Genomic DNA, 13,461 nt, shown 5'->3' with positions numbered 1-13,461 from the left:
CGTTCCATTTACCGTTCTCCAACCAATTTTTTCTTAAGCGCAGGAAAAGAAAGAATCACTATAACCAGAATACCAGTAAAGAGTTTCAGGTCGTAGGGCTTGAAGCCAATGGTATACCCCCAATTGAGAGCCACTGCTGTGGCCATTCGATAAACGATTGACCCCACGATAACCTGAAAAGTCAACCAGAAAATCCTTTTTCCCCTTATCAGCACTTCTCCCACTATAACCGAAGCCAGACCTGAGACCACCATACCTATGCCCATGTTAATGTCGACGAAACCCTGATACTGTGCAAACATGGCTCCGGAAAGAGCCACCAGCGAGTTGGAAAGAGCGATACCGGTTAGCTTCATTCTGTCTGGATTGATTCCCTGAGCTTCAACGAGCGTCTCGTTATCCCCGGTTGCTCGCAGAGAGAGGCCAACTTCGGTTTGCAGAAAAAGGTCCAGCAGTATTTTTAACACCACCACCAAGGCAAGCAAAAAGAGGAAACGCAGATACGCTTCAGGTATTCCTGGGAACAGGTCACGAAGGATAGTAAAAGCTGTTCTATGTCCCAAGTTCTCCGAAAGAGAAATATTAGGTCTTCCCATGACTCTTAAATTGATGGAGTAAAGGCATATCATAGTGAGGATGCCCGAAAGAAGTGCGGGAATACGTGAGAAAGTATGCAGTGTCCCGGTCAGGAGGCCAGCCAGTGCCCCGGCCAAAAGAGCAGCCAGCATTCCCGAGAACGGGTCAAAACCCCGAGTAACCATGAAGGCAAAAACGGCTGCACCCAGAGGATAACTTCCATCAACAGTCAAATCTGGAAAATTCAAACATCTGAAAGTAATGAAAACCCCGAGAGCCAGAATTCCAAACAGGATGCCTTCCTGCAAACTGTACAGAAAGAAGATACCTATCTGCTTTTCCTCCCTCACATTGGGGATGGTGTGAGAAACTTGCACACCATCCCCCAGATTCATTTACTCGCTCAAAAATTGCAGGTTAACTTCTACGCCTTTTTCTTCCATGTCACGGACATACTGTTCAAGCTGAGCCCGAAGCTCGTCGATGTTCATGCCAAGTACCTTTGCTGTTTCGGGATTGACCAAAAGCACCAACTTCTGGGCAAACTGCACCGGGATATCACCAGGATTTTCTCCCTTAAGCACTCGAGCCACTATCGCTGCTGTCTGCCGACCATGGAGATAGTAGTCAAAACCCAGAGCGAGCAACGCTCCTTTTTCTACCGTCGTGGGGTCAGCCAGAATAAGTGGAACCTTAGCTTCGTTACAGGCCTTGGCTACTGCGTCCAGTGCGCTGACTACCGTATTGTCAGTAGACACATATACAGCATCCACTTTGCGTACCAAAGTTTGAGCTGCCATCGCAACGTCGGCAGTACTGGCTACCGTAGCTTCCAGGAGTTCCAACCCATTCGCAGCACAGGCCTCTTTAGCCATTTCATTGGTAACTACCGAGTTCACTTCTCCAGCATTGTACAGCGTACCCACCCTCTTTGCATCCTTAAACAGGTATTTAATGAGCTCTATCTGCTTATCCACGGGAGTCATATCCGATACGCCGGTAATGTTGCCACCCGGGTGCTCGAGAGACTCAACAAGACCTGCGCTAACCGGATCGGTCACTGCAGAAAAGACGATGGGAATTTCTTTGGTGGCATTAGCTGCTGCCTGAGAAGTCGGTGTGGCAATGGAAACGATCAAATCCACTTTCTCGGCCACAAACTTCCGAGCAATGGTATTAGCCGTAGCCACATCCCCCTGAGCAGATTGAATATCATACTCAATGTTTTCACCTTCTACATACCCGAACTCCTCTTTCAGTGCATCAATGAGCCCGTCTCTGACGGCATTGAGAGCTGGATGGTCCACAATCTGCATGATACCAATTTTGACCTTATCTTGAGACATTGCTGGAGAAACGATCATTGCCATGAAAAGAAACACCAGTGCAAATAATGCAAACTTTTTCATTTTCCCACCTCCCTCATTTTATTATAAAAAAACCCCCCGCCGCAGGGACGAGGGGTAACTCGCGGTGCCACCCTTTTTGGGTTTGAAAAACCCCACTCTTTCCTTTAACGCAGGCTATGCGACTCGGCCTACTCGTTGTTTCATCAATAATTTACTTTCGGCCTGCTCCTCCAGGGCCCATTCGTTCCCAACCAGGCGCCGGTTCTCAGCACTACCGGCTCTCTGTGAGCGCCAGTTCTGGAACTACTTGTCCCCTTCTTCGGATTTTGCGCGTATAGTTTGTATGTGTAATATTATACGTCAATAGTGAAATAAGTAAATAAGTACTTAAGTATTCAGAACTTCTTACTAGTTCCTTCAGACAATTTCAATACGATATTCAGTGCTTCACGCCTGCAGACTTCGGTGACCGGAATTCAAGCAGATTTTTTTCCTGAGCAATTAACATGCTTAAAAGGCAAGAGATAGTGCTTTCGGCACCACGATTGGCGTTGAATCCTTGAGGGGTAAGGCCATCAGCACAAGAACCATCCAAGGGATTGTAAAGACTCAAACGGTGTATATTTTTGCCAAAATACCATTCCACTGCATTCCGTGCTCGCTCCAGATTTTCCTCCGGGCTGTAAAACTCTGCAGCTTCAAGAGAAGCAATCAGCATCCACATAGCTTCGATTGGTTGCTGGTCAAAAACCGGCTTGGTGCCATTTTTATGATACCAACCCCGGTTGCCAACCGGCATGAACATTTCCCTTTCAAAAACTTTTTCGCACAAAAATTCAAAGCTCTCCCGGGCTACGGTTAAAAACTCCTTCCGACCGGTTAATTTATAAGCGCTAAAGAGCCCTGAAGGTAAAAGGGCATTCCCCCAGGTCATGATATCTTCAAACCAGCGCCAGCTTGCATCAGCTTGTTCTTTATAAAGGGCAAGCAGCCTTTCTCCAAAAATTGAAGCAGCCTTTACGTGGTCGAGTGGTACGGGGGAAGTTTTGTTCTTGGAAAGCTCTTCCAAACCCTTCAGAATAAATGCCCAGGGACGAGGATGTTGAAGCGAAAACAGGTTAGGCAAAAACCGCTCCAACATTTGTTTTGCAGCTCCCTTAAGGTCTTCACCAACCCCCGTGTTCATGAACCAAGCCAAAGCCCAGAAAGTCCTCGCCTGTGCGTCCTCAGAACCTACTTCATCAAGGAACTGGCGGTCGATGGACACCTCATTTCTGAAGTATCCATCTTCCCTCTGCACCCACTGCAAAAAGGCCAGATATCTTCTGGCCAATTTTATAGCCCTCTCCTCGTTGTACAAATCAAAGTATTTGGAAACGACAATCAAAGCTCGGCAATTGTCATCAGTGGTGTACCCAAAGTCCAGATTGGGTACACCGAAAGTGGCATGCTGATAAAGACCAATATGGTCTGTCAGACTTTCCAGATAATCCAGTTTTATGCTTGGCATTTTGCGAAGAGCACTTTTGCAAATCATAGTCATCTTCCCCTTCTTTCCTTCAGGAAGCGAGCAGGAACGAGCTCACACTGTCGAAAAGACGGGCGTATTCCTTGCCTACATTGCTCCAAGAAAGTTGCTCGCCAAAGATTCTGGCTTTACGTTCTATCTGATACCTGCGCCAGGGATTACTCAAAAGGTACCACAGTGCTTCTTCAATGCTCTTTGAATCTCGGAAATCAACAATGATACCTCTTCCATCACGAAGCAGTTCCTTCGCGTAGAGATAAGGAGTGGAAATAATTACTTTACCAAAGTGCATGGCATAGGCCAGGGTTCCACTCACTACTTGCTGAGGATTGAGGTAGGGCGTTATGTAAATATCAGTAGCCATCAGGTATCTGATCAGGTCTCGTTTTGTGAGATACTGGTTGACAAAGCGTACATGTTTTTCAAGGCCCAGTTCAGCAACCATATTTTCGAGGTATTTGCGATATCTCTCTCCTTCCCTCTTCTTGACCTCAGGATGCGTGGCACCCAGGATCAGATAAATAACATTAGGAAATTTTTTAACCACTCGTGGCAAAGCTTCAATGGCATACTCTATTCCCTTTCCGCGATTGATCAAACCGAAAGTAGAGAGTACAATTTTTCCTTGCAGCCCAAGTTGGTTCTTAGTGTCTTCCTTGCTTTCCATAAGCTTGGAAGGGGCTCCATGATGAATCATTTCGATTTTCTCCCGGGGTATACCGTATATCTCTTCCAGTAAGGGAATAGCCAGGCTATTCATGCAAACTACCCTGTCTGCATACTGCCCTATTCTGGAAAGAATCTTTCGCTGATTATAAGTTGGCTCATAAAGAATGGTGTGCAAAGTCACTACCACTGGTTTTTCGAGATGCTCCAGAAAGTGCAGGATCATTTCTCCGTCTTTGCCTCCAAAAATTCCATATTCGTGCTGCACGCTTATCACGTCTGCATTCTGATTGGCGAAATGAGCGGCTTCTATGTAATCTTCCAGTTGATTTTTCCTGGTCGTTAACTCAACTTCCTGAGGGTGAGAAAAATCATTCTCCCCTTGCAGAATAGAGATAATTGCTGGTGCTGTAGACGTATGTTCAGCCACAGCCCAAGCAAGGTCTTGAGTAAAAGTAGCAATACCGCATTCAGTTGGGGGATAAGTAGACAGGTAAACAACTTTTCCCGAGTAGAGATTATTTTTCATTTCTCTACCCTCCTTTCCTGAGCGTTTTGGGTGCTCCTCCCATATTTATCCTCGTAGCGGACCACATCCTCTTCGTCAAAAGTGCCGAAAGATATTTCCAGCACTCGCACTTTCTGATCCTTGGCACTTAAACGATGTTTGGTATAGCGGGGAATAAAAACTGGTTCCAGCTCCCCAGGATTCATAACATGACCGTCAATTTCTACTACTGCACCTGAGGTAAGAGGTACCCACAGTTCGTCTCGGTGATTGTGAGACTGCAAACTTAAAATTTCCCCTGGATTTACTTCCAGTATCTTTACCGTGGTGGGTTGATTCAGGGTATATTGAATGAACCTGCCCCAGGGCTTTTTCACTTCCTTGGGATTAGGTACCAAGCTTTCTTGAACAAAAGCTTCAGAAACTGCTCTGTTTCTCAACGCCACCACCTCCTTTAAGATATAATCACACTTTTCGTGAGAATTTTGAGCTAAAAGACGTGTTCGCGACTGAAAGCCTTGAAGAAATCCTTAGCAAGAAAAGAGATAAAGAGAAATACTTCGTATACTAAAGCTATTTTTATTATAATTAAAAATCAGGAAATGTCAAATTTAACCAGGATGGCTCAGAAAAACTGTGCTGTGTTTGTTTACTCTCTTTAAGGCCCTGTTGACCTGAGTCGCGACAACATCAAAGAGAATTCTAATCCAGCTCGGCTAATAGGCTACTTTGACTCTTCTACTTCCAGTCCCAGCAAATAAGCAACATTTTTGAGAACGTGGGAATGGTGTCCGGTCAGGATACAGGCATGGTGGGAATACAGGCTTTCCATCAGTTTATGTCCATCAGACACTTTAATTATGCCCCCTCGCAGACAGTCAGAGTCGGGATATTCCACGTAACCTTTAAGCTCACCCTGGATAATCTGCATCCTGGAAATTGATGGGTCTATCTTAACCAGAGTTACTGGACCTAACGGGAAACAGGCATCAACAGCAGTGGCATTCGGATCAACGATTTGCAGGACTCTTGGTTTCAGTGTCCAGGTGTTAGCAAAAGAAGGAGGCATGAGACCAAAATAACCGCAATGGGCGATTAAAAGATGGTTTTCTGGCTCATCAACTTTGGGAAAATTACTTATTCGTTCGTGCTGCAGGGCTGCTCTACCCACCAGGAAAGGATAAACGTTGCTCATCATGATTGGAGAACGAAGAGTGCTGTAAACGATGAATTTGGTGAGCATAGAAAGAAGGTCTGCCTCACAGCCCCAGATTATCCCTTTTTCCTCAAAAAGAATACTCCAGGCCAGGCAGGGGGTAGTATCCAGGTAGAAAGATTCATTCAAACAGTTCATACCAGCTACCTTGACTTTGGGATTTTCCTCTATTTCCTGCCTCAAAGCCAGGTAAAGCTTCAAAGCAGAAAGCAACGCCTGTTCTGAAATCTTGCCAATTGGGAAGTTCCATCTGTACCAGGTTTTACGTGCTATATCGTCCTCTACCTTTTTGACCTTTTCAGCAAGCTGTTTAAGGCTCTTTTTCTTTATAGATACACCAAACCTGGTATTAATTGCTCTCACGCATTCCTCTTCCCACCAGTAAAAGCGTTTGAAAATGCTTGCTTGCATTCCCTCTCCCGGGTTGTCCTGAAATACCAGAAAGTCGGTTTCAGGCATTTCTCGCTTTAAAGCAAGACCTCGAAGCAGTGCTTTGCTCATTTCCACATCATAGGGAGCGAATATTTTGATTCCTTTAGAACGTAGATAGCTAACGATTTCCCAATCCCACATGTTCACAGTGCCAAAGTCTGAAGTGATCACCATCATGGGTATCTTGATTTGAGCTATTGCCTCAACTCTTCGGTAGGCATCTCCCAGAATTTGGGGAAAAACAACCGCATCTGCTTCAGGTAAAGGATTCCCCAGCGGTAAGGGGTCGAGTATGTCAGCTTCTTTAGAAAAGAATTTCTTGAGGTTCTCAACCCCTTTCACAAACTCCTCATCCTGAGCAGATTGAAAATATATGGGCACCAGTTTTGCTTTCACATCTATCTCCTCCTTAAAAGCGTGTATACCAACCAGTATAATGGGAAACGGGGCTTTTGAGAAGGATTTGCGCTCACTCATCCACAGCACAACTGGAAAATTGCTGCAAAAGCAATTGCGATAGACATTGTGAGCAAAAGAGTTATCGGAATAGCCACCTTTATTAAAAGGAAGCATTGCCTGGTGATACACAGAAGTACGTTTCCAGAAGCAAGAACAAAATAGAAAGGCATGCGAGAATCATTGAGCTTCGCGGTAGAAGACAGGAATTAGAGGAGAGTTGAGAAATTTTTCTGTTACTCGAAAGAAAAAAGTTTGAGTGGAGTTGACTTAGTAGTGTCTGATAACTACCATGAATTAATCAAATCTTAAAAGAATCTCAGTAATAAGCTTTGAAAGGCGTGAAACTTGCTTTATATTTTTATATGGAACATATTGAAAACTACATCGAAAATATTGCAGGAAAAGATTAAAACTAAAGCACAGACCACGCTCTTGGGTACCAAATAAAGATACAGTAAAAATGCTCCCGAAAGGACTTTTTATAAGAGTAGGAGAAGTTTCCTGTTTTAAAAAGGTTTTGGCGATACTCGAGCTGTACCGAAATTGTATGATAGGTATCGCAGACGACAGAAAACTAATGAACTGGCAATAAGCAATACCCCACATATAACCTATACCACCAAAGCCTTCTACTTTGCAAACTAAGCCCAGCCCGAAGATCTGTCTGTTATCTTTAAACAAGATTAATGTGGCCATCATCAAGGCTTATGCAAGTTTACATAAAATGTGGGTTGGCCGCTACTTAAAATTGTAGCCACAAATGTTTCTCGTTTTCTTGAAGGCAAATACGCTTTAGGATATCATTTACCATGGGAGTTCTAAAAGCCCTGGAGCGAAGAGCATTTAGAAGGGGAATTAAAAATGACTGACCAAAAGGTGTATTTTGAGACCGAAGAAGAGCTTCAGAAAGCGATCTTAAAGGAAAAGATAAAGGGAACGCCTGATTTCGAGATTGGTAAGAAATATGGAGTTACTTTTAGATATATTGAACGGCTTATAACTCGTTGCGAAGGACTTAATATCAGTACCCTCAAACCCTCTAAAAAAGTTAAAAACTTGTATCCAAAGGACTTTAGAGAAGAATATACTACAGTTTGGAGTTTTAAGCAAAGGGGCAGTTGGGCGACACACAGTGGGGAATATCGAGGCAACTGGTCTCCCTATATTCCAAGAAACGTGATACTAAAATACTCAAAGCCTGGAGAGTTAGTTTTAGACTACTTCTGTGGAGCAGGCACAACTGCCGTAGAGTGTAAACTTTTAGGGAGAAAATGTATTGCTTTGGATATAAATGAAAAAGCCGTTGAACTTGCCAGAAGGAATGTAAATTTTGAAATAGCCTTCCCAGAACTTCCCCTCTTTAGCAGCGAAAATCCCTTAAAAATTTACGAACCAGAACTTCGAACTGGGGATGCCCGTGATCTATCTTTCCTGGAAGACAATTCAGTAGACTTAATTTGCGCTCATCCCCCTTATGCCAATATTATTCACTACACAGACTGTAAAGAAGGCGACCTCTCATTTTTAGATATAAGTACTTTTTTAAAAGAAATGTCCAAAGTAGCCCGAGAGAGTTTTAGAGTTCTTAAACCAGGAAGACAGTGTGCTATCCTGATAGGGGACACTCGCAGAAAAAAACACGTGATTCCATTGGGATTTCAACTTATAAATGTTTATCTGGGTGCGGGATTCAAATTGAGAGAACTCGTCATTAAACGACAGCATAATTGCAAAACAACAGGGTTTTGGTATAAAAACAGTATAAAATACAATTTTCTTCTCTTAGCACATGAGTATTTGCCAATTTTTGAAAAACCAAAAAACTCCCTGATCGAACACGATTTTTCGGAAGAAAAAACAGTAGATCATAACCCGATTACTGCGCTTGTTTACGATTCACCATCAACCAAGTTAAACGAACTTGAAACCACAACTGTATGGCTCTTTTCAGAGGAAGATTTCGAAAAGCGCTTAAACGAAAACGTGATAGATAGATACTCAAAAAATAACGACTACATCATAATAGCCCTTTCGCATCGCCACCAGGAGAAAACGAACTGTACCCAGCAAAACAGACTAAAAAACAAGGATCTGTTGTTCATAAAATCTCCATTTTTGGATGTTTGTTCTTCTCTGTCAAACATCGATCATTATTTACAAAGGCTAAAAGAAACTGTGAATCAAGAATTACCCAATATAACTAAAGGTGGATATATAGTCATTCAAGCTAAAGACGTGAGAATCAATGGGTTTGTAGAGCCTATAGGTAAAAAAATTGTTGATATACTGAATCAGAATAGCTTATGGCTCAAAGAAATAGTGGTTGTTACTCAAGAAAAACCAAATCATACTTTCCCAATACAGAAGGGACACTTAGAGATAGTTCACCAGTATTTGCTCGTATATGAGGTTAAGAAATGAAAAAGGGGATAAAAAGAAATATTTACATTCACGAAATCGATTTGGTCCCTCTTACAATAAAGAACAAACCAAGGGAAGAATTTAGAAAACACCTGGAAAGTGTTAAATACAGGGGCTACGAAGTTGAACAGTTAGCAGACGGAAGAAAGATCGTCATCACTAAACCAGGCGGCAAATTTACTTATGGCCAAATCAAGAGAGAAGATTTCATGGTTTGGGTTTACAACCCAAATAATTCAGGACTTTGGTTAATTTCTCATAAAGATATATGCAACGACCTCGAAGTAAAAGCTCAAAACAATCCTCAAGAAACCGTCAGGTTAATAGACGCACTTGAAAAAGTTTTTAAAGGCGAAGAGCCAGAAGACGTATTAAAGGCCTTAAAATTAAATGCATTGATTGGGGAACCTCCTGAGCTTATACTCAAGGCCTATAAATGGATATGGGGGCAAGAAGACTGTAATTATCCTCACGGAGAAGGGCGAGAAATGTCAATGAAGGTAATACGCCACCTAAGAAAACGAATAGCAACAGAAACCCCAAAACAGAATTTTTAGGCTTAAACGTTATATGTGGTGTTGGAAAGTTCATAGAACCAAATGTAAGCATCTTGCTTTCTTAAGGTTTTTTAGGGAATGGTGGAAAGTGGTAAGATTCAAAGAATTGGGATTTTCGAGTTTCGAAGAATACAAACAGTATTTCTTTCAAAAACTGATACTTTCAAATAAAACTTACGACTATTTTGTAGACTGGGGAAAAGTAAGAGCTCTGGTTGGTCAATACCTTAGCGAGCTTTCTTTGTTAAACTCTTTAACAAAAGTGGATGCTTCAGAAAGAAGTAAGCACTTGGAGAATCTTATAGTTAAATATCCACAGGTAGTAGAAGTATTACCCTTTCTTATAGCGGAAAGGGTTAAAAATGGGGAGCTCAACATTTTTGACCCAGAGTTAGAACAAATCGTAGTTTTCGAATTTAAGAGAGAAAAAATAAACAGGAAAACAGCAGCGAAAATTGTGGAATTCTGTAATAAAACGGGCATTATGAACCTATTTCAACAAACGAAAGATATTTGTGATTATCTCCTTGGCGTAGAAGTAGGTATAGATACTAACGCTCGAAAAAATAGAAGTGGAGAGATCTTTGAAAAGATGTGCCAGAATAAAGTAGCAACCTCGCTGAGAACGGAATATATGCCAATATTTAACGATCCCAATTTTTCGCTATACTCTTCAACCTCTGGAAAGAATAAAGGTAAAACTCATGACATTGTCATTTACAGAAATCATCAACCTGTGCTCATAGTTGAATGTAATTTTTACAACACAACTGGCAGTAAGCCTATATCGATTGCAGAAAGCTATGTCGAAATGAACAGAGTGGCCAAAGAAAAAGGCATTGATTTTCTATGGGTTACCGATGGACCTGGATGGCACAAAATGAAAGAACCGTTAATAAGAAGCATGGAAAACATGGATTGGATACTAAACTTCAGCATGTTAGAGCTGATAGTCAAAATACTTTCTTAATAGTGAAATATTCTCTCCTTCAAAATTCTTTGGACAGCTGCTTCAGTACTTTGCAGATAAGCGATAGATAAGAAAGGAGTTTTTAAGCCTTCCTGGCGCGCCTGGAGGGAGTCGAACCCCCAACCTACGGATCCGAAGTCCGCCGCTCTGTCCTGTTGAGCTACAGGCGCACCACCCATTCTGAAATATAATCTTTTCGGAGTACTTTGTCAATCAAGTTTTTGTTTGTGGGAAGAAAGGACACTGTCCAGGTAGCCTTCATATCCTAATTGCTCAAGCAGTGCTGCTTTTTCTTCAACTTTTTCACGCATGGATTCCTGATATTCTTTTAATTTTTCCTGTAACTTGGGATATTTTATGGAGAGAATCCTTACTGCAAGCAAACCGGCATTGCGAGCATTATTGATAGCTACTGTAGCCACAGGTACACCTCGGGGCATCTGAACAATGGAGAAAAGAGAATCAATGCCAGAAAGAGAGGAAGTTTTCACTGGAACTCCGATTACTGGAAGGTGAGTGATGGAAGCGACCATACCCGGAAGATGTGCTGCTCCACCGGCTCCAGCGATGATGACTTCAATACCGCGTTCAGCGGCTTCACGGGCATAATTGAACATTCTTTCTGGAGTTCTATGGGCTGAAACAATAGTTATTTCGAAGGTTATACCGAACTCTTCAAGAACCAGAGCTGCTTCTTTCATGACTGGCAGGTCTGAGTCGCTCCCCATAATAATTCCCACTTGAGGGTTCATTTTTTCTCCTCCTCTTTTAAGAGTTGTAGACTTAAATTAGATACCAGAAAGAGACCCTCTGGGCAAGTTGAATATAAAGTGTTTTCTTTTCGAGTTGAGGGAATATGGTGTATAATCAAGGCCAAAAAGTGGTGGTTGTGATGTGGCTATACCCTTTTTCCGAAATCTATTGGGGCAATTTTGAGCGACAGGTTAAAAGCAGATTTCAGAGAATGCAGCAAGAACAAGTGGTTTCACGGTTGTTTGCAAAGGACTATACCCTTTGGAAACCTTCACCAGAGGAGATTACTAACCGCCTGGGCTGGCTTGATTCGCCAGAACAGATGAAAAAGGAAATCAAAACACTGAAAGCATTTGCAGAGGAACTGCAAAAAGAAGGTTTTAGAGTTGCCTGTCTTTTAGGTATGGGCGGATCCAGCCTTGCTCCCGAAATGTTTAGCAAGGTTTTTGGCAAGACCGAGGGTTTTTTGGATTTACTGGTTCTTGATAGTACTGATCCGGACTGGATAACGTACCTGGAAAATAAGCTGCCCTGCGAGAATACCATGTTCATTGTGTCCACCAAATCGGGTACTACGGCAGAGACTCTTGCCTTTTTCAGGTACTTTTTTCATAAACTTTCGCAGTTAAAAGGCAAAGAAGCAGGAAGGCATTTTGTGGCTATAACCGACCCGGGCAGTCCTCTGGAAGAAATTGCTTCCAGGCGTCTTTTTAGGAAAACCTTTCTGAATAATCCAGATATAGGAGGTCGTTATTCGGCACTCTCTTTTTTCGGATTAGTACCAGCCAGCCTTTTAGGTATAGATCTTGGAAAGCTGCTTGATAAAGCTATTTTAATGCGAGAGTTTTGCAGTAGCGATAATTCAGAGTGCAATCCAGCTGTTGTACTTGCCACGTATCTGGGCGAACTCGCTCTTTTGGGTAGGGACAAAGCAACATTCTTTTTTGACCCTCCTTCTCTATCGAGTTTTGGGGATTGGATTGAACAGCTTATTGCAGAAAGCACAGGAAAAGAAGGCAAAGGAATCCTTCCTGTAGTTACCGAAAAACCTCTTAAACCAGAAGACTATGGCAGCGACCGAACCTTTATCTTTATTGAGGATATGGAAAGCTCTTTGTTCCGGGACTTTAAAGAGGATCTCAGGCGCAATGGCCATCCTGTATTGAGTTTGAAGATTGAAGATTTTTACGATGTAGGAGGTCTCTTTTTCGTGTGGGAAATGGCTGTTGCTTTGGCTGGTCATATTCTTCAGATAAACCCCTTTGACCAACCTAACGTGGAGTCAACCAAGGCTTTTACCCGGGCGTTGATTAGCGATTATGTAAAGGAAGGAAAATTATCTCAGGAGAAACCTCTTTTTGAGGAAGATGGAGTGAGTGTTTTTGGAAACTGGCCTGGCAGCAATTGTAAGGAAGTTATGCGCAACTTTGTGAAGGAAGTGAATACTGGTGGCTATATTGCTGTTCAAGCTTTCATGGCACCATTTGAAAACACAAAACGTGAATTAGAGGAAATTGCTCTTCTGCTCCAGAAAATAAGTAAAGTTGCTGTAACTATCGGTTTTGGGCCTCGCTTTCTTCATTCCACTGGTCAGCTGCACAAAGGAGATGCCGGAAAGGGTATTTTCTTGCAATTTTTAACCGAAAACCAGAATGATATGGTCATACCTGAACTGGATACTGAAAACTGCTCTTCTGCAGTGAACAGACTCACCTTTTCGGTGCTCAAAAAAGCTCAGGCCCTGGGGGATCGAGAAGCACTTCGGGAAGCAGGAAGAAAAGTATTGGGCATACAACTTGAGAGAGCTGAGGACCTTTTAACTGTGAAGGAAGTGCTTCATGCGCTTTTAGCTGAAGGTCGATAAACTGGTCCAAAAGTTTTTGACTACTGGTTTTTGAGGGGTTCCGGGCTTGCACTGAGGTCAACAAAAAACCACGGGTTCCAACGAACCTTCCAACCTTTTCTCGTCGAGGGATCCAGCTTTCACCAAACACCCTCGACGCTTCAGATTCAGGCTTTTGCTTTC

Annotated in this window: 11 protein-coding genes, 1 tRNA gene and 1 other annotated feature; of the genes, 4 read left to right on the top strand and 8 right to left on the bottom strand. The window is 42.6% G+C overall.

The window, feature by feature from the left end; translation table 11 throughout:
* Positions 1–8 precede the first annotated feature (8 nt).
* The 6 genes from QBE54_RS05620 to QBE54_RS05595 all read right to left on the bottom strand — a co-directional run bounded on the left by QBE54_RS05620 (position 9) and on the right by QBE54_RS05595 (position 6,671).
* A complete protein-coding gene (locus tag QBE54_RS05620) occupies positions 9–953 on the bottom strand; it encodes an ABC transporter permease (RefSeq protein WP_369019355.1) in 945 nt (314 codons plus the stop codon).
* A gap of 18 nt (positions 954–971) precedes the next feature.
* Positions 972–1,985: an ABC transporter substrate-binding protein gene (locus QBE54_RS05615; protein WP_369019354.1), complete on the bottom strand. Its 1,014-nt coding sequence runs from the start codon at positions 1,983–1,985 to the stop codon at positions 972–974.
* A gap of 40 nt (positions 1,986–2,025) precedes the next feature.
* Positions 2,026–2,254 (bottom strand) — a binding site (T-box leader).
* 110 nt (positions 2,255–2,364) lie between these two features.
* Positions 2,365–3,435 carry a hypothetical protein gene (locus QBE54_RS05610; RefSeq protein WP_369019353.1) on the bottom strand — a complete coding sequence of 357 codons (1,071 nt, stop codon included), beginning with the start codon at positions 3,433–3,435 and terminating at the stop codon, positions 2,365–2,367.
* Positions 3,436–3,484: 49 nt separating this feature from the next.
* Positions 3,485–4,648 (bottom strand): glycosyltransferase family 4 protein, encoded by a 1,164-nt coding sequence (locus QBE54_RS05605; RefSeq protein WP_369019352.1) that lies wholly within the window; start codon positions 4,646–4,648, stop codon positions 3,485–3,487.
* Entirely contained in the window at positions 4,645–5,067 is a 423-nt protein-coding gene (locus QBE54_RS05600; protein WP_369019351.1) for a phosphomannose isomerase type II C-terminal cupin domain, read from the bottom strand. Before QBE54_RS05600 ends, QBE54_RS05605 begins: the two co-directional genes overlap by 4 nt.
* Before the next feature lie 284 nt (positions 5,068–5,351).
* Complete coding sequence (locus tag QBE54_RS05595; RefSeq protein WP_369019350.1) at positions 5,352–6,671, bottom strand: hypothetical protein; 1,320 nt, start codon at positions 6,669–6,671, stop codon at positions 5,352–5,354.
* Between the two features lie 924 nt (positions 6,672–7,595).
* On the opposite strand from QBE54_RS05595, the gene QBE54_RS05590 reads away from it, so the two are divergent.
* The 3 genes from QBE54_RS05590 to QBE54_RS05580 all read left to right on the top strand — a co-directional run bounded on the left by QBE54_RS05590 (position 7,596) and on the right by QBE54_RS05580 (position 10,682).
* Positions 7,596–9,155: a TRM11 family methyltransferase gene (locus QBE54_RS05590; RefSeq protein ID WP_369019349.1), complete on the top strand. Its 1,560-nt coding sequence runs from the start codon at positions 7,596–7,598 to the stop codon at positions 9,153–9,155.
* On the top strand, positions 9,152–9,712 hold the full coding sequence (locus tag QBE54_RS05585) for a hypothetical protein (protein WP_369019348.1): 561 nt from the start codon (positions 9,152–9,154) through the stop codon (positions 9,710–9,712). Before QBE54_RS05590 ends, QBE54_RS05585 begins: the two co-directional genes overlap by 4 nt.
* A gap of 88 nt (positions 9,713–9,800) precedes the next feature.
* Positions 9,801–10,682: a DpnII family type II restriction endonuclease gene (locus tag QBE54_RS05580; RefSeq protein WP_369019347.1), complete on the top strand. Its 882-nt coding sequence runs from the start codon at positions 9,801–9,803 to the stop codon at positions 10,680–10,682.
* Between the two features lie 93 nt (positions 10,683–10,775).
* On the opposite strand, the gene QBE54_RS05575 is transcribed toward QBE54_RS05580, so the two are convergent.
* Positions 10,776–10,852 (bottom strand) — tRNA-Arg (locus tag QBE54_RS05575).
* A 39-nt stretch (positions 10,853–10,891) separates the two neighbouring features.
* Positions 10,892–11,434: a 5-(carboxyamino)imidazole ribonucleotide mutase gene (purE, locus tag QBE54_RS05570; RefSeq protein ID WP_369019346.1), complete on the bottom strand. Its 543-nt coding sequence runs from the start codon at positions 11,432–11,434 to the stop codon at positions 10,892–10,894.
* A 107-nt stretch (positions 11,435–11,541) separates the two neighbouring features.
* On the opposite strand from purE, the gene QBE54_RS05565 reads away from it, so the two are divergent.
* A complete protein-coding gene (locus QBE54_RS05565) occupies positions 11,542–13,299 on the top strand; it encodes a hypothetical protein (protein WP_369019345.1) in 1,758 nt (585 codons plus the stop codon).
* Positions 13,300–13,461: the final 162 nt, after the last annotated feature.

This window comes from Thermatribacter velox (assembly GCF_038396615.1).
GTDB lineage: Bacteria > Atribacterota > Atribacteria > Atribacterales > Thermatribacteraceae > Thermatribacter > Thermatribacter velox.
Note: the sequence above shows the minus strand (reverse complement) of the source record. Positions and strands in the feature narration are given on the sequence as shown.

What these genes read in the sequence shown, in the direction of transcription:
- QBE54_RS05615 (WP_369019354.1), bottom strand. Translation starts at nt 1,985, where the DNA reads ATGAAAAAGTTTGCATTATTTGCACTGGTGTTTCTTTTCATGGCAATG.
- QBE54_RS05610 (WP_369019353.1), bottom strand. Translation starts at nt 3,435, where the DNA reads ATGCCAAGCATAAAACTGGATTATCTGGAAAGTCTGACAGACCATATT.
- QBE54_RS05605 (WP_369019352.1), bottom strand. Translation starts at nt 4,648, where the DNA reads ATGAAAAATAATCTCTACTCGGGAAAAGTTGTTTACCTGTCTACTTAT.
- QBE54_RS05590 (WP_369019349.1), top strand. Translation starts at nt 7,596, where the DNA reads ATGACTGACCAAAAGGTGTATTTTGAGACCGAAGAAGAGCTTCAGAAA.
- QBE54_RS05585 (WP_369019348.1), top strand. Translation starts at nt 9,152, where the DNA reads ATGAAAAAGGGGATAAAAAGAAATATTTACATTCACGAAATCGATTTG.
- purE (WP_369019346.1), bottom strand. Translation starts at nt 11,434, where the DNA reads ATGAACCCTCAAGTGGGAATTATTATGGGGAGCGACTCAGACCTGCCA.